Source organism: Telluribacter roseus (assembly GCF_017355915.2).
GTDB lineage: Bacteria > Bacteroidota > Bacteroidia > Cytophagales > Spirosomataceae > Telluribacter.
Window position 1 is genome coordinate 207,551 of the sequence record NZ_JAFEUV020000010.1, and the last position, 22,088, is coordinate 229,638.

Annotated in this window: 17 protein-coding genes; 9 read left to right on the forward strand and 8 right to left on the reverse strand. The window is 46.7% G+C overall.

Features of this window, described 5'->3' with window-relative positions:
- Positions 1–55: 55 nt before the first annotated feature.
- Positions 56–1,411, reverse strand: coding sequence for a peroxiredoxin family protein (locus JTN23_RS18560; RefSeq protein WP_247236524.1), 1,356 nt, complete (start codon positions 1,409–1,411; stop codon positions 56–58).
- A 292-nt stretch (positions 1,412–1,703) separates the two neighbouring features.
- Here JTN23_RS18560 and JTN23_RS18565 point away from each other — a divergent pair, with 292 nt between their 5' ends.
- The gene (locus JTN23_RS18565; protein WP_247236525.1) at positions 1,704–2,036 is read left to right on the forward strand and encodes a DMT family transporter; all 333 of its coding nucleotides are present in this window, start codon (positions 1,704–1,706) and stop codon (positions 2,034–2,036) included.
- 48 nt (positions 2,037–2,084) lie between these two features.
- On the opposite strand, the gene JTN23_RS18570 is transcribed toward JTN23_RS18565, so the two are convergent.
- Together JTN23_RS18570 and JTN23_RS18575 are read right to left on the reverse strand one after the other, a co-directional pair.
- Positions 2,085–2,786 (reverse strand): YetF domain-containing protein, encoded by a 702-nt coding sequence (locus JTN23_RS18570; RefSeq protein ID WP_247236526.1) that lies wholly within the window; start codon positions 2,784–2,786, stop codon positions 2,085–2,087.
- Positions 2,783–3,493 carry a DUF421 domain-containing protein gene (locus JTN23_RS18575; RefSeq protein ID WP_247236527.1) on the reverse strand — a complete coding sequence of 237 codons (711 nt, stop codon included), beginning with the start codon at positions 3,491–3,493 and terminating at the stop codon, positions 2,783–2,785. Before JTN23_RS18575 ends, JTN23_RS18570 begins: the two co-directional genes overlap by 4 nt.
- A 645-nt stretch (positions 3,494–4,138) precedes the next feature.
- Between JTN23_RS18575 and JTN23_RS18580 the strand changes: the two genes are divergently transcribed.
- Positions 4,139–4,912: a hypothetical protein gene (locus tag JTN23_RS18580; protein ID WP_247236528.1), complete on the forward strand. Its 774-nt coding sequence runs from the start codon at positions 4,139–4,141 to the stop codon at positions 4,910–4,912.
- Here the strand turns inward: JTN23_RS18580 and JTN23_RS18585 are convergent.
- Positions 4,887–6,101 (reverse strand): MFS transporter, encoded by a 1,215-nt coding sequence (locus JTN23_RS18585; protein WP_247236529.1) that lies wholly within the window; start codon positions 6,099–6,101, stop codon positions 4,887–4,889. The two genes, JTN23_RS18580 and JTN23_RS18585, sit on opposite strands and share 26 nt — an antisense overlap.
- 95 nt (positions 6,102–6,196) lie before the next feature.
- Between JTN23_RS18585 and JTN23_RS18590 the strand changes: the two genes are divergently transcribed.
- The 4 genes from JTN23_RS18590 to JTN23_RS18605 all read left to right on the forward strand — a co-directional run bounded on the left by JTN23_RS18590 (position 6,197) and on the right by JTN23_RS18605 (position 11,212).
- Entirely contained in the window at positions 6,197–6,946 is a 750-nt protein-coding gene (locus JTN23_RS18590; protein WP_247236530.1) for a DeoR/GlpR family DNA-binding transcription regulator, read from the forward strand.
- 624 nt (positions 6,947–7,570) lie between these two features.
- The gene (locus JTN23_RS18595; protein WP_247236531.1) at positions 7,571–9,952 is read left to right on the forward strand and encodes an ABC transporter permease; all 2,382 of its coding nucleotides are present in this window, start codon (positions 7,571–7,573) and stop codon (positions 9,950–9,952) included.
- Between the two features lie 166 nt (positions 9,953–10,118).
- Positions 10,119–10,613, forward strand: a complete 495-nt coding sequence (locus JTN23_RS18600) for an RNA polymerase sigma factor (protein WP_247236532.1) — start codon at positions 10,119–10,121, stop codon at positions 10,611–10,613.
- 71 nt (positions 10,614–10,684) lie between these two features.
- Complete coding sequence (locus tag JTN23_RS18605) at positions 10,685–11,212, forward strand: hypothetical protein (RefSeq protein ID WP_247236533.1); 528 nt, start codon at positions 10,685–10,687, stop codon at positions 11,210–11,212.
- Positions 11,213–11,340: 128 nt separating this feature from the next.
- On the opposite strand, the gene JTN23_RS18610 is transcribed toward JTN23_RS18605, so the two are convergent.
- The 3 genes from JTN23_RS18610 to JTN23_RS18620 all read right to left on the reverse strand — a co-directional run bounded on the left by JTN23_RS18610 (position 11,341) and on the right by JTN23_RS18620 (position 16,558).
- Positions 11,341–12,147, reverse strand: coding sequence for an SDR family NAD(P)-dependent oxidoreductase (locus JTN23_RS18610; protein ID WP_247236534.1), 807 nt, complete (start codon positions 12,145–12,147; stop codon positions 11,341–11,343).
- Positions 12,148–12,358: 211 nt separating this feature from the next.
- Positions 12,359–12,739, reverse strand: a complete 381-nt coding sequence (locus JTN23_RS18615) for a hypothetical protein (protein ID WP_247236535.1) — start codon at positions 12,737–12,739, stop codon at positions 12,359–12,361.
- Positions 12,740–12,769: 30 nt separating this feature from the next.
- The gene (locus JTN23_RS18620; protein ID WP_247236536.1) at positions 12,770–16,558 is read right to left on the reverse strand and encodes a ThuA domain-containing protein; all 3,789 of its coding nucleotides are present in this window, start codon (positions 16,556–16,558) and stop codon (positions 12,770–12,772) included.
- A gap of 394 nt (positions 16,559–16,952) precedes the next feature.
- Between JTN23_RS18620 and JTN23_RS18625 the strand changes: the two genes are divergently transcribed.
- From JTN23_RS18625 to JTN23_RS18635, 3 genes are all read left to right on the forward strand, one after another.
- Entirely contained in the window at positions 16,953–17,678 is a 726-nt protein-coding gene (locus JTN23_RS18625) for an NUDIX hydrolase (protein ID WP_247236537.1), read from the forward strand.
- 193 nt (positions 17,679–17,871) lie between these two features.
- Positions 17,872–18,471: a methyltransferase family protein gene (locus JTN23_RS18630; RefSeq protein WP_247236538.1), complete on the forward strand. Its 600-nt coding sequence runs from the start codon at positions 17,872–17,874 to the stop codon at positions 18,469–18,471.
- Positions 18,472–18,635: 164 nt separating this feature from the next.
- Entirely contained in the window at positions 18,636–19,256 is a 621-nt protein-coding gene (locus JTN23_RS18635; RefSeq protein ID WP_247236539.1) for a TlpA family protein disulfide reductase, read from the forward strand.
- Between the two features lie 74 nt (positions 19,257–19,330).
- Here JTN23_RS18635 and JTN23_RS18640 read toward each other — a convergent pair whose 3' ends face one another.
- A complete protein-coding gene (locus JTN23_RS18640) occupies positions 19,331–21,619 on the reverse strand; it encodes a PAS domain-containing sensor histidine kinase (RefSeq protein ID WP_247236540.1) in 2,289 nt (762 codons plus the stop codon).
- Between the last annotated feature and the right edge of the window lie 469 nt (positions 21,620–22,088).

Here is a 22,088-nt window from a genome sequence, read left to right on the forward strand (position 1 = left end):
TGTGATTAGTGCAATCAGATATTAACCTTATTTCAGATAACATCTTCTGGTACCTTTATTTTAATAATTCCATTTCTATAAACTTAGCTTCCAACATTTCTCCATGAAGATTTTTGTCCACTATGGCACCGTCGGGTCCAATGAGGAAGCTGGATGGATAGCCTTTGATGTTGTAGGTTTCAACCAGCTTGTTGGTACTGTCAGAAAAGAGCTGAGGCCAGCCGATCGGATTCTTTTTTAGAAAGTTTGTCAGCCGTTCCTGACTATCCTGGCCCACAATCCCCAGAAATTCAACCCGGTCCTTGTCCACTTTTTGATATAAGCTTCTTAATTTAGGAATATCTTCAACACAGGGCTTACACCAGGTACCCCAAAAGTCAACATACAGATATTTACCCTTATAGTCATTCATTGACACTGGTTTACCGCTGGAAAACTCTTGACTGGCAAACGGTTTAAACTTGTATCCCTGTTGGGTGGAATAGACATTTTTTAGTGACTCCCCTTTCAGTCGCAATACACCATAGTATTCATCATAACCTAGGTTTTGGAACCTTCTTTTTTCTCCATTGACTTCTAAGTCAACATACTCCCCAACTTTGATTCCATCATCCAACTTAATCTCCTTAGTTTCTTTTGTTGAATCAATCAGCGCCAGCTCAGAAACTTCATGGCCGGAGGGAGATGAAAATCCTAAATTAATGGCTAGATTTTTCTGTGTGTTTCCGATCATGATTACCGTACTGGCATATCGGGGAAACGAATAGGCAAGTTGATATTTTTTCGGTTGATGAGGCAGGTATCTGACTACCATAGGCATCCGGGTAGTTACTACGCGCCCCTCTTGGTAAATATCATACTCGATTTCCTGACTGTCTTGTAGGTCCCGCATAGCTTCGCGTGAGCTACCTATTTTAGGATGGAAAGCCTTTTCATCACTGAAATCACAATTATTGTTTGTGTCAATCATAACACTGAGCTTCCCTGACTGATCGATGCCACTTATTACATACACATACGAGCGGATTGGTTCTTTGGATAGGCGTTTTTCATCTGGTGTCCAGTTCCAGCCCTCTTGTTGAGATTTATAAAAGCTTGAATTAATGTTGCCCTGATGGAAGTTCTGATATACTAGTTGATACCAATTTATCACGACCATCGACTTGGTAACGTTCTTCCATTGCTTGGGTATTCCTTCAATACTTTTGTAGGTTTTTACCCACGCAGCTCCGCTGGGGTCATCTGGAGAATGCTCAGCTATTACAGCACCATAGTCATAGGCAAATGGACCAAAGCCTTCTACAAAAGTTATAGGGAGCTGTAGTATTTCGTCTTCCTGTTCATCCGTATTTGACGCGCATCCTAAAATACAACCACAAAAAATGAGCTGTATGATGACAGAATACTTCATATAGGGATCTTTTTTATTAAAAAAGAATTGAAGTACTGCTACATACTGATATACAGTCTAGGTGATTGCTAATTGATATACTGAATGTTGACCTATAACAAAACAACTCATTTTTTACATAGAGAGGCAGTAAGCAGAATGCATGTTTACTGATGATTAAGTAGTAAAGTCACTTATTAGGATTAGTAGATCTTGCTCTACTAAATCATCATGTATACCTTTGTCATCTTAGGAGGACGACCTCCCCTCAGTGGAAAAACCCGGGACGGCCCGGCTTAACTACATCCAAGTTATGGCCTGGTTTTATTTGTTCATTGCTGGTCTTTTAGAAGTTGTCTGGGCTTACTTCATGAAGCAATCGCAAGGATTCACTCGCTTCTCCCCTTCCCTGATCACAATGGTAAGCATGGCTGCCAGTTTCGGTCTGTTAGCTGTGGCTATGCGTACGTTACCCCTGGGAGCAGCCTATACAATCTGGACGGGTATTGGTGCCGTGGGGGCCTTTCTGGTAGGTATAGTTGTGCTGGGAGAACCCGTGACTGCGCTTCGGATACTGGCTGCCTTATTGCTAGTGGGTGGAATTGTATTGATGAAAGTGTCATCTAACTACATACTTAAAGCCTGACTGGTGGATTGTAGAGGTAAGACCCGTATTCACTAGTCAGGCCAGGTTCTATATTTCTACATAAGCCTTTGTCCAGTTCGACTCCCCACAACTTGTACATCTGGTATCACCGTGAGCTGAGCCATTTGTGGGCTTGGTGGCTCCACAGTTACTACATACAATGGTATCCGTTGTCCTGATTTTCTTGTTGATAAATTCGCTATCCCAGGCGGGAATGACGGGTAGTCCCGGTCGGGGATTGGCTTGTTTTATTAGGGTAAAGGTACCACTAGCTTCCAGGTATACCCGTTTTACCATGCCCAGGTGATGTAAATTTTCAGACCTCAGCTGAGCTAACAGTCTGTCGCGGGAGATACTTGATTTTTTCATTCGATCCATTCGCATGACTGAATCTTCAACCAGTACATCAATATCGCCTTGGGTTAAGTTCTCAAACTTCTGGTCTCTGAAGCTTCGGGCAGCCACGAATCTATTTATACCCACTACTACAGCCGCTATTATAAAAGGGGGAACTAACCCTCTGTCAGCAACAAGAATAGGTACTCCGACTGCGGAAGCTAAAGCGACCAGGGCACATAAGTCCAGCCTGCTTATTTGAGTAGACATTCTCTTGCCCAGCATGCGCATACTTACCATAATAAGGAGGTAAATAAAAAATGTCCGTATGACTAGTTCCAGATAGAACTCGGGAGGTACTTCACCAAGAAGTATTCTTTTCCAGTCAGAAAGTCGGATATCATCAGGAGTCATAGATTTATCAGGTTATTGGACAGGTAGGCTTTACTCCACTCACTTGCACCACAATTATTACACTCAATACTGCCATCGGCTACCCGTTGTACATTTCCACAACCACAGCACGCTTTGTCATCACCTTCTACATCTTTTTGTGTAGCCTGTACCTGTTTATCAAACTCCGGATAAATGGGAAGGCCAGGCTTTGTTTCATGCGTTGTATAAACACTTAATATACCACATGCTTCCAGGTAGGCTCGATCCACTTCGGCCAGATTATATATCTTCTTCTCACGAAGCATCGCATATAGCTGTTGTCTGGTCAGTGCCGTTTTTTCCAACTCCTCCACTATTAGTTTTCCATCCTTGACCACCAGCGTTATTTCACCCTGAGTGATTTCTTCTACCTTCGGACTTAGAAAGCCCCAAAGGTTAATCTGACGCTGGAAAATAAGTGCGCAACCCAAAGCAATTACACCGAATAAAATACCCCGGTCAGGCAGCTGCATAACGGGTGATACGATAGCACCCAAGGTAATCATCACAGCCATTTCGGTCAGTGTTATCTGTCCTGACATACGTTTTCCCATCAGCCTGACTACCAGTAACAAGATGAGGTAGATAAGAATGGTCCTGATCAGGACCTCAACCATAAACATTGGCGTTGTTTGCCCGAAGAGCCAACGCTTGATATCTCCCAGGTGGATCTCCTCTTCTTTCATGATATAATTCCCCTCGTATTTAGAACCCTATTCTTTCACTAAATATGTAAGCCAGCATCAGGCATACTAATGACCTGATAAATAGTACATTATACCCCCGGGTGTAGTTACTGCCAGGTATGACCCTGTACTATATACGTCTGGAAGCTTCCAGGGAGCTTTAGTAGGAAGTGGGGGAGTATGGATCCAGGCCACTTAATCAGGAAGATCCCAGTGGAAAATAGATGTTATATCTGCTTCACTGGTATTAAATAGTGTATCTACCTACCCTTCTACCTTTCAAATCAGCCATGAATTCTCTTATTAGAGGATAATAGCGTAGAATAACTACCCAGTTATGAAGGGCCTGTATCCATCTTTACATAGTAGAGCTTATAGAACTTCTGAAAAAATACAAAACGAACAAGACTATTTGATGAAGAAAGTATGAGTACACTACTGCGAAAATTTCTCGGAATGGATATGTAGTCAATTAGTATTTCCAGGTACTAGCTACATACCAAATATACTAATACAGTAAGGTATATAAAGGCACCTTTCTGGCTATAAATGAACCATTTATGGGTTCATTCTTCCACTCCTACCAAATATCAATAGGATATTGAAGGCAAGCCTAACTTTAAGCTATATACTATACCTTATCCAATGATACACCACCAACAGCCCTCTGAGACCTCTGATACTGTATATTACAGCCAATTGAATGATCAGTTAGCCTTTCCCGGCCCCTGGATTGGTGGTGTAAGTCTGATACTAGGTCCGCTACTAATTCTTACGGGAGCATTACTCCGCATCCAGTTTCATTTCTTCTTCCCCCAACAATTAGCCGCATTTGCAACCCATCCTGCATTGATCACAGCCGCTTATAGTCTTTATTCCCTCGGAAATGTGATCCTGTGTTTTGGCATTCTGTATTTAGTAGCAATGATTGGAAAGTGGAATCGAGTGTGGGCTATATGGGCGGGAGTGCTGGTAGTATCAGGTCTTTTTACACGAACCTTTCATGCTGGAATTGATCACATGGCCTTTCAACTGGTCCGTGTTCAAAATGTAGAGTTAGCAACTAAGGCTGTATCTGATTCCTATCGGGCGTTTCATGTTTTTCGCTACCTGAATGGGTACATCATGCTTGGGTGGATTTGCATAGCCATCGCATCATATCGTTCCCGCACACTTAACATGTTTAGCGCAATTGCGCTGGGCATGATGGTCATTGTTCCTTTTGGGACCCTAAAAGGCACAGAAATACGGGCAGTGGGTATACTGGGTTTGTGTATTGCGCTGGTTCCCCTGGGTATTCGTGTGCTCAGGCAGGCGCCACCGCTGAGTCGACGAGCTAAAATATGGGTGACCATCTTTATCGTCGTAGAACTCATTTTTGTTCCGCTCTCAATCATATTTCCGGCTCTGATGAACTAGACAAAACAGGAGCTTTCTCCCTCTTATCCGGAACCGGGTAGAGCCGTGAGATGGTCCAGTATATTAGTAGAATGATAGCTGCCTCTATAATATGGATTTTGCTTATGACTTCAACGCCAAAGTAATCTATCATCAGTCCAGCGAATCCCGGTAGTAAAGCTCCCCCAATCATGGCTGCTGACACCTGGTACCCCACTGCATTTCCGGCGTGGCGGTCCCCGATACGGTCAGGCGTCATAGCAATGAGGCTGGGAAAAACAGGAGCAACTGTAAAACCGATTATGACTATACCTGCCAGGACGATAAACTCAGAGTAATTGAAGGCGAACAGACAGGCGCCTACTACGACTCCGATCAGACAGGCGGTTAATACCTTGTGCACAGAAAATCTTACCATAATAAAGCCAAACACGATTCTCCCAACCGTTAAGCTCCCCCAATATACACTCGTCCAGAATCCGGCAGTAGCATCGGGTAGCATCCGTGATTTGGTAAGTATGGTGAATATCCACTGACCAACGCTGATTTCGGTTCCGGTGTACACAAAGAAAAGCAGTATGCTTAACCAGGTACTTGTAAGGGATAGGGTTTCTCTGGGCTTTGCCGGCGCTACTACCTCTTCCTCTTTGTTATTGGCGCCCTTCCACCATTTAAGTGTTAGAAAAAAGATAAAAGCTAGTACAAGCTGAACAATAGCAACGGTTGTATATCCCAGTGCCCAACTGGAGTCTCGCACGAGGTAAAAGGTCATGATCACAGGCCCTAGTGTAGCTCCGATCCCATAAAAGGCATGTAACCAATTTACGACACTGGTGCTGAAGTTGGAGGCGGCAAAAGTATTGATAGAGGCATCGATTGCTCCCCCTCCTGCTCCCAGAAAAAACGCCATAGCCAATAGAACTACCCATACCCCACTATATGCGTACCCTAACAGGCTTGCTCCTGTAACCAGGCAGCTGAAGGCGAGCAGCGTTCCTAACTGCATCTTAGACATAATATAGCCAGTGTTGAAACTGGCAAAGAGGTAACCGGCAGTAAAGCTTATGAGCAGCCCTCCTAGAGAATCCAGGGAAACTCCGTAATCCACACGCAAGGAGGGCCAGGCTACTCCTATCAAACCGTCGGGTAACCCCAGGCTGATAAAAGCCACAAAACAGATCAGGACCAGGAAAGATTTATGATTACCCATACATTCAGTACGTTTTCGACCAGCATTGATTATCCCTATGTATACATGCAAAATTGGTTTTGCAAACTTACGCGAATTTTGCGTAATATCGCATCATGATAAAAGAAGAACGCCAAAACTATATTCTGGGTAAGTTAAGCCAGTCGCACAAGGTCACTTTTGAAGAGTTAACGCATGAGTTACACGTTTCAGAAGATACCATTAGGCGAGATATTGATGTGCTTTACAAAAACGGGCTATTAACCAAGGTCAGAGGGGGGGCTATTATCCGATCTTTGAATCCGTTCACTTTTCAGGATCGGGAAAATATCTATTCAGAGAGCAAGCATATTATCGCTCAAAAAGCGCAACAGCTGGTCAGAGCGGGGCAGACCATTTTTATGGATGGAGGTACTACTGTGTGTGCCGTAGCTCACTATTTTCCTAAAGATGTCCCTCTGCGCGTGGTAACCAATAATCAGGCTTTGGTACCCATTATCCGCGGATTTGAAAAAATAGAGCTGATAGTACTTGGTGGATACTATGATCGTAATACCGAAACAACAGTGGGAGCCCAAACCTGTAAGGACGCAAAAAACTACATGGCCGATCTGTATTTTATGGGCGTCTGTGCCATTGACAGCCAGTATGGTATCACGGCCGCTGTAAGGGAGGACGGTGAAGTAAAACAGGCGATGACAGAAGCTTCCTTACAAACCGTTGCCCTCAGCAGCAAGGAAAAGCTAGGTAGTACAGACCACTTCAAGGTATGCGGTATAAACAGGATTGATGTACTGATCACTGACCTACTCTCCAGTGACCCTCTACTGAAGCCCTATCAAAGCAGGGACCTGGAAATCATCTAATTAGAAATTAAATTTATCTAAAGATGTAGCAGATAGGAGTAAAATAGCTGCGACATATACCACCTGAACTCTAGGCCATGTACTATGGGAGTGTCTACCCGCTACTCCCCCCTCACCAAAGATTGGGTTTGAAACTACATCAGTACTGCCTCGAAAGCTACATCAGGCAGAGTAAGTCCGGCAGCCATGCGTATGTACTTGAAATGTCCATAATCGGACAAATCTGTTCGACTACGGACAACCTAATCAGATAATCCACCCGTAAGTATCTGTACATCAGACGAATCCACATCTGGCACGATGTTGTAACGGCTACTCCTGTTGACGAAACCATACATTTTACATTCATCCATGGTTAAGGGCTGATACACAGTATCCCGGCTGAACATTGCTCACCCTACGAATTTTTCGGCCCTGGATGAACTCAGGCTGTCGGTGGGGATGATGTACTTCATGCTCACGCCTGGTCACTAAGGCTGACCGTCTGCTGTAGTGGCTCTGCACTTGCATAGATACGAACAGAACGATTACCACAGAGCCTTACATATACAGCTCCGGCCTAACAACAAGCCCTCATAATAGACATAAATCTTACTCTACCTACCCTAGCCCTTGATTACTGATATGCTGCAAAACTACTTCAAGACCGCTATCCGTAGCTTTTCCAAGAATAAATTCTTTACGATACTAAACGTCATTGGCCTGGCCCTTGGCATGTCGCTCAGTTTGTTATTCATTGCCCTGCTTACCTTCCTGCACCGGTTTGATGATTTCCATCCGCAAAAGGATCTGATCTATCGGGTAACAACGCAGGTCTATGACAATGACGAAAATCCCCACTACGCATCAGCTCCGGTAAACCTTGCTCAACATCTGGAAAAAGATATTACCGGAGTAGAGAAAGTGGTACGCATTTATCGGTCGCTGGGAGGGCAGGCGGTCTATCAGGATAAGAAGATTCCACTCTATGGGTACTTCGCTGATCCGGAGTTTCTGGAGATTTTTAATTTTCCCTTACTCCAGGGTAATAAGGCAACGGCGCTTTCCAAGCCTAACTCTCTTGTCATATCCCAAACCGAAGCCACCAAGATATTCGGCGACAAAGATGCGATGGGGAAAATGGTCAGAATGGAAGGTTATGGAGAATTTATAGTTACCGGTATCCTGAAAGATGTACCCGAAAACTCACACATGCACTTCAGTGCCATTGCCTCCTATACTACACTACTATCTTATAAGGGTGCTTCCTTCGTGGAAAAGGAAGAGCATTGGAAAAAGTTTGATGGTTCATATGTATACATGCTTCTCTCGGAGGGGTCAAAGCCCCAAACTATTGAACAGTCTCTGAATACGATTGGGAAGCAGAAATACAGGAAAGAGAGTATAAAAGCCACTTTCAGGCTCCAGGCTCTGGATGATATAGTACCGGGTCCTCAGCTACATGATTCTCTGGGAATGACATGGGATTTTCTGCTCCTTTTTATCACGGGCGCGATCACCCTGGTGGTACTGATACCCGCGTGTTCAAACTATATCAATCTTTCTATTTCTCAATCTCTGGAGCGCATGAGAGAAATAGGGGTGAGAAAGGTAATGGGAGGACAGAAGAAACAGATCATTCTCCAGTTCGTGGTGGAATCTACCATCATTGCCCTGCTGGCCCTGCTTCTTTCCTATGTGATCTATGACCTGGTACGAACAGATGTTTTGGATCAGATGGTAGAAACAGATCCCATGGATTTGTCGCCTACCCCAGGTACCTTCATCGGCTTTTTTATATTCGCAGTAGGGGTTGGTGTTACCGCCGGTAGTATTCCGGCCCTGTACTTCTCCAGGATTTCGCCCGTCACTGCCCTGAAAGGGAAAGAAGTACAGTCTACTGGCCGCTTATCTTTCCGTAAGATCATTCTGACCACCCAGTTCATGATTTCTCTCGGCTTCATCATGGCCGTTGTCATTATGATGCGACAGTATCAGTACTCGGTATCCTATGATATGGGATTTGAACAACAGAATCTTCTCGACGTGGAGCTGCAGAATGTAGACCCTCAGATTTTCAAAAACGAATTTGGAAAGCTCTCCTCGGTACAGAGAATTTCCCTGTCATCGCATCTTCTGGGGGTGGGCTCGGACTCTAAACAGTACATCCAAATTTCTCATCTGTTAGACTCGCTAGAGGCGTCCTCCCTATCAACTGATGAGGCTTTCGTTTCAAACATGGGATTAAAGCTGCTGGCGGGTAGGGGGTTTGGCACCAATGCCCTGGAAAACTCACGACTTATCATTGTCAACGAAGAGTTTGTAAATAAGCTGAATCTGAAAAATCCATTCGCGGCTATTGGCAGATCGTTCGTCTTACCGGATGGAAGAGAGGTACGTATCGCCGGCGTCCTGAAAAACTTCCACTATTCAGATCTTAGAGATGCAATTGAGCCTTTCTATTTTGATTATAATCCTGATCGATTCACCTACGCCAATCTGAAAATAGAAAGAGGGGATATGGCAGGCAGTCTGACGGCGATGGAAACCTTATGGAAAAAGATTGGTGGTGAAGGTAAATTCACGGCCCAGCTTTTCTCCGAAGAGATCAGGAATGCCTATCGATATTATATAATGATTGTGAAGCTATGGGGCTTTCTGGGCATACTAGCCATTACGGTAGCATGTTTGGGGCTATTAGGTACGGTATCCTTCACCACCAAAAAACGCGTCAAAGAAGTAAGTATCCGAAAGGTAATGGGGGCATCAGCAGAAAACCTCGTGCTGCTACTTTCCAAAGATTTCGTACTCCTGATGATCATTGCCAGCGTTATCACCATTCCTGTCATGTACTTCATTTTTGATCATCTCCTGGTTAGTGCCCAGCATTACAGTCTGGAGATTGGATTTGTAGAGATAGCAATTAGTCTGGCGATCATGATGTTTCTGGGGTTGTCGACCATCCTGTCACAAACCCTGAAAGCGGCCAATGCTAATCCGGTTAAAAATCTAAACGCAACATCCTGAAACAGGCTATGATTATAGATAATTGATATCATCTCTTTTACTCCAACAGCCCCAGCCAATCAGCCGGGGCTGTTCTGTTTTGGATTACTAATCGTGTTCAAAATATTTTTCTGCACGTGTAACATTTAGCACCCCATCGCGACTAATTACCAAAAGCTTCGTAAGCGTGGCAGACCATAACACAGAAAAAGAATTTGAAAGGCGGATCAGCGAATACAGCGCCATGATCCACAAAGTATGCAGGATGTATGCATACACAGAAGCCGACCGCCAGGACCTCTTTCAGGAGATCGTAATCCATTTGTGGAAGGCATATCCGAAGTTCAGAGATGAGTCAAAGTTCAGTACTTGGCTGTATCGGGTGGCTCTCAACACAGCGGTAACCGGCCTGCGGAAGCAGAAAAAATTTATTACCTCTTACGAAGCGGAGCACCTGCCACACCATGTAGCCGATGAAAAAGGAGCAGAAGAAGAGCAGTGGATACAACTATATGAAGCCATTGCTCAGCTCAGCGAAATCGAGAAGGCCATAGTGATGCTGTACATGGAAGGCCGAAACTACGACGAGATGGAAGAGATTCTGGGCATCTCGCAGGGTACCCTCAGGGTGAAGATGACCCGCATCAAAGACAAATTACGGCAGCTTACCAAAAATAAGTGACTATGGAACTGGAAGACTTAAAACAAGCCTGGAATCAGGAAGATACCAAACAACCAATAACACCAGCTATTATGGAACTGATTCACCAAAGAAGTAAGGGACCTATTGCCAGACTGCAAAATGCTTACCGGCGCCAGATGGCCGCCGTTGCTGTACTAATGTCAACGGTCATGGTAATACACGCGAAGAATGTAGAGAGCGTATCTTCTCACCTTTTATTCTGGACCTACGTCGGTTTCTGTCTGTTGATGATTGCTGCTCTATTCCGCAACTACCGGCTTACCCGCAAGATGGAACGCATGGATGAAACCGTGAAGAACACTCTGGAGCAACACGTAACGATGCTGGAGCAGCGTATGAAGTGGCAATCCATTGTAGCCAGGGTAGTGATCATTTTTTTCATCCTCCTGCTAGAGGTGATCCCGCTGTATCAGCATGTACGGATGCTGGCTACCTGGCACTCGTTACCTCCTGTCGTCAGGTTCTCTTCGTATGCTGCTTACCTGGTGTTTCAGTACTACCTTAGCCGGGCTATAACGCAAAAGAAGTTCGGGAAGCACCTTGACCACCTGAAGAACCTGCTGAATGAAATGAAGTAGCAGGTAGTTGCCCGTGCCCGGCCGGGCACGAGCAACTACCTGCAAGTGAGTATACATACGAATGCTATCTGTGCAGATGATGCTTGTACTAGTGTTGGGGATTTTATATGAATGCTACTATTCTCCCCCTAAATAGCTAGTAGACTTTTCATTTTTTGAGCGATCATTCTGGCTGCCGATGCCGGGTTGAAGCGGTAGTACCAATCCATCATTTTCGCATCATTGCCCACCAGCACCCGGTACCGGTCATTCTCCATGCCTTCAATGATAATCTCAGCGGCCTTGTCAGCTGATAGTACTTTCATTGATTTGGTATCGGAGGTGGTCCGGTGTGGCGTGCTTACTCCCGAATTCTGGGTAATGCTGGTTTTTACCGCACCTGGAAAAACGATGGTTACGCGTACCCGGGTATCAGCCAACTCTGAATGTAATCCTTCCGTGAAGAGCTTTACGGCTGCCTTAGAGGCGCCGTAAATGGTCTGGCCCGGCACCGGCAGAAAACCTCCCATACTCGACACGTTGACGATATGTGCTTCGGGGCGGGTAAGCAAATGCGGCAGGAACGTCTTGGTCATATACAGGGTACCGTAGAAGTTGACATTAAATACCCGCTCTACTACCTCGTAGCCCAGCTGATCTATTTTCACAAATGGCTGGATAATCCCCGCGTTATTAATAATACCATCCACCGGGCCCACACTGGTAAGGACATCCCCCAACAGCTTTTCGACGGATGCTTTTTTGGTGATGTCAACCGCAAAGGTACTTAGCGATTTGTTCCACTGGCTGGCTAAGGCTGCCGTTTCCTGCAGGGTGGGTTCATTGATGTCAATAGCCACTACTCTGGCCCCTTTGGACAGGAGGTGGAGTACGATTTCGCGTCCCATACCACTTCCTCCGCCCGTTACGACAATGACTTTGTTCTGGACTTTCATTTTTCTGTAAGTACGTGATTGAAACCCTTGTATAGACTTAGTGAGAATTAAACTGGTGAGATACTCAAAGGTATCCGTAAAAAAACCGTCGGCCGGCTTTACAGTCCGGCCGACGGTTGCTACGTAGACATACTGTTGAGCTAAAGGTGCTACAAATTCAGTAAGTAGCCAACGTTGAGGGTACCAGGTGTACAGATACCGCTCTTACTCCTTACTTTCCTTTCCGCACGGCCACGGCCTCAAACATACTCATCAGTTGCCCTTTCAGGTTGTTATCGTCTACTTTGGCCAGTTCAATTCCGATATCACCTACCTGATCATTATCGAAGTGAATGATAATGGTGTTGCCTTGCTCCTCAACCCGAGTAATAGGTACTGCCGGACGGTTACCATCCGGATCTTTTAGTTCGCCGGTCAGTTTACCGTCTTTACGGGTCAGGTCGGTGATGAACTTTGCATTACCATTAGGAGTATCCTTCACCGTAATCTCCCATTGGCCACTAAAAAAGTCAGGGCCGGTAGTAGTTTGTGAAAAGCCTTTGACACAAATGCCCAGAAGAAAAATGAACAGAAACAAGCTTACTTTTTTCATGATATAAAAATGGTTAAACGTGAAACTCTCTTACTTAACTCCCTTGAATGACATACCCTGTACATCCAAGCTTATTGACGTAACTTGTTGATCAGCCCCGCGGCCAAACCGGATAATTACTCCATTTCCTCCACTAAACGTATCAGCTTCTCCACCGGGAGAGAGTTCGCCTTCATTGGTACCTGCCTTCATGAGTAGCTTTCCCGCAAGGGGCGAAATTTCAATGTATTCAAAGGGAAGTCCGCTCATTTTGTACTTACCTGCATAGCCTTCCAACTGCTGAGCTGACGGACCTGATGCTGGATAGGCCTTGGTACCGGATGGTTTCAGGCTGGTATTTGCGGATTGCTCGTTCTGGAATTCCACATCAATGACTACAAACAGTGCCTGTCCGGTAGCGGCTTTGTCATTCTTGAATACCATGTACACATCCTGCGGTCCCGTTACCTCCGACAGTTTAGCGACTACCGGTGGGGGCATATTGGTTGGGCCTGCATCGGCTGGTGCAATGAAAGAGGTCTGACCGATTAGCTTGCCGGTTGGGGACCCCAGCCGTACCTCGATGATTCCTCCGGCAGTATTCAACTGGGATTTGGGAGCCGTGGCCGTAAATTTGATTTGAGAAATACCCGTCAGGTCAATGTCACTGAATCCAATGCCTGAATTATTGACCGAAGCAATGACGACGGTGCCGTATATCATTACGTTTTCCCTCTTATCGGCTTTACCAGCGGGCACCTTCGCGCTGCGTAGTACCAGCGTTTTCTCCGCCGTGATGGAGGGTACACCCTGGTTACCTTTATCCTTGTAGGCAGCCCGTACCAGGTACCGGCCTTCGCCCTTATCGCCCTGGGGTAAGTCCATGGTATAGCTCCCTTTGACGGGTAGTGTGGGTGCCGCCTGCTTGGGCTCAGCCAGACTCAGGATGTACTTGACCATACCCTCGGCATCGGCTTGGGATAGTTGGGGGTGCGCACTCATGGCTACTTCGCCCCACACACCACTACCACCGGCTATCACTTTCTTAGCCAGACGTTCGGCCGCCGTAGCATCTCCCTTGTACTTCTGGGCTACCTGCATGTAAGAAGGGCCAATGGATTTTTTCTCCTGGCTGTGGCAGGCCTTGCAGTCGCTGGATTCGATGAGCGTAAGTCCTTTACCAGCCTGGGCGGTAGCGTCAGCACTGCGGTGTCCCTGGGCAATGGTAACCAGATCGTACCCCTCGGCCAGGTAGTCAATGGTGACCGCTACTTCGCTGGGTTTGATCTTACCGCTGGCCAGGCTACCATCTTCCTTATCGCTTACTTTCACTTCGTAATCAAAGGCCTGACCTGGAAAGAAAAAGGTCTTATTACTGGTCTTGCTCTCAAAGGTCAGCACCGGCTCTTCATTTCCCGCCATGATCTCCAGGGTACGGCTGCTGCTCCCCCCTTTTCCATCGGTTACGGTCAGGGTGGCTTTATAGATGCCTGGCTTGTCAAACGTGACGGTAGGATTGGCTTCTTTAAATATACGGGGAGTACCTCCGGATTGAGGAGTCACTGCCGAGCGTCGGACCGTCCATGTATAAGCAAGGGTATCTCCATCAAAGTCCTTAGTACCTGCCGATGAAAGCTGAGTTTTGAACGGTACAGCTCCTCCCCTTTTGGAAGTAGCCACCTGTACCTGAGGGTTGCGGTTGCCACCGTTATACTCAATGCGTACCAGTCGGGCGTCATCGTTCTGGGTGAACCAGCCACTGCCGTATTCCAGCATGTACAGATCACCTTCCGGACCAAATTCCATATCTACCGGGTTGGAGAATTTATAGCTGGGCATCACCCGCTCCATCGAAACGTAGTTACCGTCTTTGTCCAGTGTTACCGCCATCAGCCAGCCGCGCATCCATTCGTAGATGAACAGCTTGCCATCGTAGTAATCCGGGAAGGCCCGCTTGGCCTGGGCAAACTGATCGCGGTAGTAGACCGGACCGGCCATGGCCGAACGGCCACCTGCCCCTACCTGTGGGAACTCCTTCGACTCCGCGTACGGGTACCAGATAAAGGCTTTCTGAGCCGGGGGTAGTTGTGTTAAGCCGGTATTATTTACCGATTTATTAACCGGCTGAGCAGGATCATACAAGGGACCTGACTTGCCTGTAGCAAAGTCGTACTGGTGGTAGGGTTTGTTGTCACCCACAAAGTAAGGCCAGCCATAGTTACCTGCCTTGCGGGCCTGCCCAACTTCATCCTGTCCGGCCGGGCCCCGATCTTCCTTGGGCTGAGCCGCATCAGGACCGATGTCCCCCCAGTAGAGGTATCCGGTTTTGAGGTCTACCGAAATACGAAACGGGTTGCGGTGCCCCATGGTATAGATCTCGGGACGAGTCTTCGGGGTTCCCTTTGGAAACAGGTTACCTTCCGGAATGGTGTACGTACCGTCGGCTTCGGGGTATATCCGGAGGATCTTCCCGCGCAGGTCGTTGGTATTGGCTGAAGTCATCTGAGCATCGAATGGCTCACGACCCGGACGTTCGTCCGATGGGCTGAAACCATTGGATTGCTGGGGGTTGATGTTGTCTCCGGTTGAGATGTAGAGATTACCTTTGGCATCGAACGTAAGCGAGCCACCGGCATGACCACTGATCTCGCGCTGGGAAGCAACCTCCAGTACCACTTTCTTAGAGCTCATCACCAGCTCATCCCCCCGCAGCTCGTAGCGGGCGACTATATTCTTGGCCTCGGGGCCTTCGGGTGAGTAGTACAGGTATACCCAGTGATTCTGGGCAAAGTTGGGATCTTTGGTGATACCCAGCAGGCCCCCTTCGTCTTCGCCTACTTTGCCTTCCTTATCGGTCACCTTGGTATTCACCGGAATGCGGGTAATGGTTTTGAACTGCTTGGCCGCAGGGTTGTAGAGCTTCACCGCCCCTTTCCGTTCAACTACCAGTACACGGTTATCGGGCAGTACCGTCAGCTCCATGGGCTCGTCGAGCTTCTCGGCCAGCACTACTTTCGAGAACCGGTTTTCTTCGGGCATTCTTTTAGTCTTGACCTTGCTGTAGTTCAACGGCTTTGGCGAATCACCTCCCATGACGTACTGCAGGCCAGCCGCCAGGTGGCGTAGGAACAAAGGCTCCGAGAAGGTAGCGTCGGTGTGGCCTCCGGCCGTATAGAAGGAGCGGCCTCCGTCAAACTCCTGGTACCAGGCCATGGGGTGATTATCGCCGTTGGTACCTCCCTTGTAGGTCTTTTCATCAATGGTCAGCAGTACATGCAGGGCCGGGCTGATGTTTTTGAAGGAATAGAACTCATCTTCGCGCTCCCAGCGCTCGGGTAAGAAGTGGGTCGACGGGTGGTTTTTGTCCACTACCACAAACTCTCCCTTCTGAACGTTGTCCGGCATGGGGTGGTTGGCAAACCAGGCTCCGGCCAGCTGGTTGTACCAGGGCCAGTCGTATTCGGTATCGGTAGCGGCATGGATACCCAGGTAGCCTCCACCGGCCTGGATGTAGCGCTCAAAGGCATTCTGTTGCTGGGCATTCAGTACATCGCCGGTCGTGCTCAAAAAGACCACGGCCTGGTACCGCTTCAGGTTTTCCTCGTAAAAGCGGCTGGCATCCTCGGTAGTATCTACCGCAAAGCCTTTCTCTTTACCGAGCTTCATAAGGGCCTTCTGCCCTGCCTCAATGGAGGTATGCCGGAAAGCGGCGGTTTTGCTGAATACAAGAATACGGGGTTGTTCTTTGACGACCACATACGACCACAAGGTAGTGGCCAGTATGCTCATCATCACCGTCCCGACCAACCATCGGAGAGTAGTAGGAATACGCTGGATCATTTGTACTGATTGGATAATTGTTGATTATATACGCAAGCAAGAAAATGGCACTTCAGAACCTTAGCCACAAACACCTGATCCTGAGGAACCGTAGTTGCTTATGGATCATGAAATTTACTATCGACGACCAAAGGTAGAAAAAGAAATTAATCATTGTCTATATTTTAGACAATAAATTTTAGACAAAATTTTATCTTTGTAGTACAATCCTCATTTGGACTTCAATGGGCTATTAATATTCAGGAAAATAGAGCCAGTAAGGATAGCCCGATCATACACGCTGGACGAAGAGACTACTACTAACAAAGCCTATTAGCTTCATGACCAGTAAGAAGTATGGAAGCTGTAATAGTGATCAGATAGACTTCCTTACCGGCATTACCACCCATATACGATGCAGATAATTGATAAAGAGGAATACATACAGCAACTTTCGATTGACTGCGTCATTTTTGGCTACCAGAACAATCATCTTAAAGTACTGGTACCTAAGCTTGTATTCGAAGGAGACTTCTGGGCCTTGCCCGGCGGCTTTACCTACCAGCATGAAGGGATTGATCAGGCTGCGCGCCGGATTCTGGAAAGTCGAACCGGCATCAGGGATATTTACCTGGAACAATTTTGGGCGTTTGGCGACACAGGACGTTCTAACCAGAAGATTATTGAAAAACTCATGGAGATGAACGAGGGAAAGCCTGAGGAGCAGCAACTCAGACAGCAGGATCTTGAATGGGTTACCCGCAGGTTTATTTCCATTGGGTACTATGCCCTGGTAGATATCAATAAGGTGGTACCACAAAAAGCTGACATTGATGAATCCATCGGCTGGTATGATATCGGGCAGTTACCGCCTATGATCATGGACCATAAGGACATAGTGTCCAAAGCACTCGACACGCTACGGCTCAACCTCGACGAGAAACTGATTGCCTTTAACCTGCTTCCCGAAACCTTTACGATGAAGGAAGTACAGGAGCTATACGAAACCATCTATGACAAGCCCTTTGCCCGCAACAACTTTCAGAAGAAGATCCTGGACCTGAACGTACTGGAGCGTTTGGATAAAAAGTACACGGGTGCCGCCAACAAAGCTCCTTATCTGTATCGATTCAGGGAATAGACCTGAATGTTAAGATTGAAAATTAGTAGGAGAAGGTACAGCTGTTATTTTGTAGCCTGGATCTAAAACAGTCTGATTCGCCGGCTGATGTACCTGTCCCCGCTCAGTCAGTAGGCTGAGCACTCCAAACTTATTAATGAGGCAGATACCAGTACGATCCGAATCTGTTACTTTTAGCTGAAAATAAACTCCTATGACTCCTTATCTGTTTATAGTTGCAGCCTGGCTTGTATTTGGGGTACTACACAGTCTTATGGCCTCAAAGCGGGTGAAGGAATGGGTACGTCTAAAAATGGTCAGCTTTTATCACTACTATCGCCTCCTTTATAACCTGCTGGCATTGCTGACATTTGGATTAGTATTAGGCGCTCATCGTTCTGCACCGGCTGAGTACCTTTGGGTACCGTATGGGTGGATGTCCTACCTGGGTGCAACGGTGATCCTTTTAGGACTTGTTGTCATTGGGATGGCGGTACGGCAGTATGACCTTAGCGAATTTACCGGTCTGGATGTATTCCGAAAAAGCCACGCCTCCTCTGCCTCATCACTGATACGGAGCGGGATTTTGAGGTACGTTCGCCATCCGCTTTATAGTGGTACCATACTCATATCCATTGGGCTGTTTCTCTTCACCCCTACGATCAGCAACAGTCTTTTAGCCCTATTCACCATGTTGTACATCCGGATAGGCATCTACTTTGAAGAGAAAAAGCTGATAGATACTTATGGAGAAACCTACCAGCACTATCAAAGACAGGTACCTATGCTATGGCCCCTTCCCCGGCGATCGTAGTAAAACAAGGGGTTCATTGATCCATACTACTACTCTCTACGGTTGCTCATCAGCATCACCGTAGATGGACTCTCCTAAATGGCATGTGTGGTAGTTCATCGGAGATCAACCTATATTTGATTACAAATAAGAAACGAAGCTTTGCCAGTATGGGTAACCTCCAAATGAAAACAGCAGTGGATAAGGTGAAGAGTTTTATCGGTAAAGTACCCGAATGGGTGGTGATACTTGTTGTTTTTGGATTCCTGTACGTAACTGGTCTACATACTCCGATAATTGGCCATATACAGCGGCTTATACTGGCCACTGGCCTAATGAACCCAGCCCTTCCCGAAACCACTGAAATGGAAGCGGCTAACGCAGCTGCCTATCCACAGACTGGCTACCCATTTACAATGAGTACCCTTGATGGAAAAACAGTTACTCTTGAATCGCTGAGGGGAAAGGTTGTATTTCTGAATCAGTGGGCTACCTGGTGTCCCCCCTGCCGGGCTGAGATGCCAGCCATCGAAAAGCTGTACCAGTCCATGGATAAGGATAAAGTAGCTTTTGTGATGCTATCCCTGGATGAAGATCCTGCCAAAGCTGAGCGGTACATCAGGCAGGCTGAATTTTCGTTTCCCGTTTATGTTCCAGCCAGTACTATTCCTCCAGAATTCAGGTCGCAGGCGATTCCCACTACCCTGATTCTGGATCCCCGCGGGCAACTGGTCCATCGCATTGAGGGAATGGCTAACTACGATACTGATGAGTTTCGTCAGTACCTGAAAGACCTTTACCGGTAACTATTCATACTGTACTTTGGCATTGGCAGTCATCGGGTACTCAGCCGGCAGAAGCAATAAACTTCAAATAGCATTTATAACGACTGCTGCCCCTTCTTCAAAGTAATAGTAAAACGAGTACCCCGATCAACCTGGCTTTCCACCTGGATAGTACCTCCCAAAGCTTCAATCTGTGACTTGACCAGGTACAGCCCCAGCCCTTTGCTATCGGGCCGGTCGTGGAAGCGCTGGTAAAGGCCAAACAGCCGGTCGCCGTACCGCTTCAGGTCCATGCCAATGCCATTGTCACTATATAGCAGTTGTACCGAATCCGCAGTTTCGCGGGTAGTGATACTGATATGTGGCGTTCTCTCGTAAGATCGGTACTTCAGGGAGTTAGTCAGCAGATTAAGCAGGATGCTTTCCAGATAGGAGCGGTCAAAATAGACAATCGGCGCCAGTTGGTCGTCATAGTCTATGACAGCGCTGGCTTCTCCTAACGATACCTGAATCTGCTGGGTTACTTTGTCATAAATCTCCCGTAGCCTGATCTGCTCTCTGCTTTGGGAGGGATTGCCTTTGGTAATAAGTACATGAATGAGATCATTTACCGTCTCATGAAGAGCGGTAGTGGATTTATGAAAGCCTTCCATGAGCTCCTTAAGGAGAGGATCTTCCAGAGGAATGTCCTTCATCAGGTGCAGCAGACCCAGTAGGTTTGACAACGGAGCCCGAAAGTTGTGGGAAGTAATGTAAGTAAACTGTTGAAGGTCCTCATTCGTACGCATCAACTCTTTGATCAATTGTTCCCTTTCCCGCTCTCTTTCTTTTTGTAATGTAACATCCTGGGTGGCTCCTATGGCTTTTAAGAATTTCCCTTCGTGATCCCGAATCAATTGGGCTCGTACTATTACATGCACATAACTGCCGTCTTCTTTGAGAAGACGATAGTTTTCCAGCCAATGTAAAACGTCCGCAGCAGGTATACGTTGTTGTATTCCTTCAAATACACGATCTACATCCTCCGGATGAATCAGAGCCAGCCAATCTTCCAGGGTGTTGATCTTATGAGTGGCATTAGGTCCAAATAGCGCTTCGTGACCATCCCGCCAATAAAACTGATCAATAACGCCATCATACTCCCAGATGGCGTCCTGCGTCACACTGGTAACTATTTCATAACGTTCATTAGCTAGGCGAAGCTGTTCTTCTGCCTGCTTACGGTCAGTTATATCTTTGCAGTATACTGAGAGCCCCTCTTCGGAGGGATACACATTGACATCCAGCCAAAGTGCCTTTACAGAGGCCCGCTCCTCAAAATGTACCGGAATCTGCTCGTTAAGCGCCCGATGATATTCGGGATAGTACCTCAACGCTACCGCCCCCGGAAACAGCTGCCATATGTTCCTGCCCAATGCATCCTTCTTAGACAATCCTGTTATTCGCTCCGCCTCACGGTTCCAGTAGGTAACTACCCACTCCTTATTTAGTATATAAAACCCATCGGTGATACTATCGAGTATAGTGGCTACCTTTTTATTATAAGCCACTTGCTGATCTTCGGCTCTTTTCTTCTCTGAGTTATCACGACCTATGCAGAACAACTTCTGGTCTTCTTCATCCCAGCGGGCACACCATACCAGGTGTACCAGGCTCCCGTCTTTTCGGATATAACGATTCTCAAAATTCTTCAGGTCCCTCCCTACTTCCATGCGGATAGCTCTGACTTTAGCATGATCCTCTTCATAAACCAGATCCATGAATTTCACCCCCAGGAGTTCCTCAGGCTCATAACCCAGAATATCCCTGCAGGCACTATTGACCTGGACGAACCGGCCTTCCGCATCGAAAGTACAAATCAGATCCAGGGACATATCCAGAATCTTTTGATTTTCATCAATTACATCCTGCTTTTCCTGTAAGACAACCTGCATTTTCAGCTCAGCAAGTTTCCTTTTAGTAATATCTACATGCATGACAGTAGCAGCCTTGATAGATCCATGATGTACCAGGGGAGCTATACGAGCCCTGAGCCAACGCTCCTGCTTAGAAATCGGGCACAAGTACTCAAAGGCAAACTCAGGTAGGTCTCCCTGTAGCACAGCCTCAACCCCGTCTTTGGCCTGCTTGGCTTCCGTCTCATCCGATATACGACATAGGCGAGGATATTCAGCTCCTACTAATTGGTGTCTGGAGATATCATAATGAGCAATATACCTGCTCCAGGTGTCATTGATATAGATCAGATTACCATCTCTGTCAACTACCCCAATGGCCACAGGCAAACCATCCAGGACTAATTCATTGAGGTTACTAGCAGAGTGAGGAGTATCTATTTCAGTATCTTGTGAGGCTGCCGAAAGATATGCGCTTAACTTATTCAAGTCAGATAAAGGGTTAGGTAAGGCAATAGTAACTCCCCTTTTTCGCGCAACTTATATGCCAAAACTAATTTTTATGTACTCTAAGTAGCCTTATAGTACGGCGTACCAGGAAGAAATAAAATCGATGAGACAAAGCCGACTAATTTGAAGAAGATTGCAGATACGGGCTATAAGGGATTCGTTGAGTATGGGCTTATTCCAAAAAGAGAAGACAAATTAACTTATCTTAGGCAGAGCTTTAAGATCTCTGATCCTATAAAAGTATAGGCTCTAGAATTTTGGTACCCATTCTATTTGTGGCTATTCCAGAAGCTAGGAAGTATAAAGAAAAAGGGCTCCTCCCTGTAGGAAGAGCCCTCTATTGCTGTTGACGAAGTGCAGTGGTAGGTATAAACAGCAAAGGAGCCACAGCGTGTGCTGCGACTCCTTGTGCTTGATAGGGTGTGGCGGCTACCTACTTTACCGGGCG

What these genes read in the sequence shown, in the direction of transcription:
- JTN23_RS18595 (WP_247236531.1), top strand. Translation starts at nt 7,571, where the DNA reads ATGCTGCAAAACTACTTCAAGACCGCTATCCGTAGCTTTTCCAAGAAT.
- JTN23_RS18585 (WP_247236529.1), bottom strand. Translation starts at nt 6,101, where the DNA reads ATGGGTAATCATAAATCTTTCCTGGTCCTGATCTGTTTTGTGGCTTTT.
- JTN23_RS18615 (WP_247236535.1), bottom strand. Translation starts at nt 12,739, where the DNA reads ATGAAAAAAGTAAGCTTGTTTCTGTTCATTTTTCTTCTGGGCATTTGT.
- JTN23_RS18580 (WP_247236528.1), top strand. Translation starts at nt 4,139, where the DNA reads ATGATACACCACCAACAGCCCTCTGAGACCTCTGATACTGTATATTAC.
- JTN23_RS18560 (WP_247236524.1), bottom strand. Translation starts at nt 1,411, where the DNA reads ATGAAGTATTCTGTCATCATACAGCTCATTTTTTGTGGTTGTATTTTA.
- JTN23_RS18590 (WP_247236530.1), top strand. Translation starts at nt 6,197, where the DNA reads ATGATAAAAGAAGAACGCCAAAACTATATTCTGGGTAAGTTAAGCCAG.
- JTN23_RS18570 (WP_247236526.1), bottom strand. Translation starts at nt 2,786, where the DNA reads ATGACTCCTGATGATATCCGACTTTCTGACTGGAAAAGAATACTTCTT.
- JTN23_RS18620 (WP_247236536.1), bottom strand. Translation starts at nt 16,558, where the DNA reads ATGATCCAGCGTATTCCTACTACTCTCCGATGGTTGGTCGGGACGGTG.
- JTN23_RS18575 (WP_247236527.1), bottom strand. Translation starts at nt 3,493, where the DNA reads ATGAAAGAAGAGGAGATCCACCTGGGAGATATCAAGCGTTGGCTCTTC.
- JTN23_RS18630 (WP_247236538.1), top strand. Translation starts at nt 17,872, where the DNA reads ATGACTCCTTATCTGTTTATAGTTGCAGCCTGGCTTGTATTTGGGGTA.
- JTN23_RS18610 (WP_247236534.1), bottom strand. Translation starts at nt 12,147, where the DNA reads ATGAAAGTCCAGAACAAAGTCATTGTCGTAACGGGCGGAGGAAGTGGT.
- JTN23_RS18605 (WP_247236533.1), top strand. Translation starts at nt 10,685, where the DNA reads ATGGAACTGATTCACCAAAGAAGTAAGGGACCTATTGCCAGACTGCAA.
- JTN23_RS18625 (WP_247236537.1), top strand. Translation starts at nt 16,953, where the DNA reads ATGCAGATAATTGATAAAGAGGAATACATACAGCAACTTTCGATTGAC.
- JTN23_RS18565 (WP_247236525.1), top strand. Translation starts at nt 1,704, where the DNA reads ATGGCCTGGTTTTATTTGTTCATTGCTGGTCTTTTAGAAGTTGTCTGG.
- JTN23_RS18635 (WP_247236539.1), top strand. Translation starts at nt 18,636, where the DNA reads ATGAAAACAGCAGTGGATAAGGTGAAGAGTTTTATCGGTAAAGTACCC.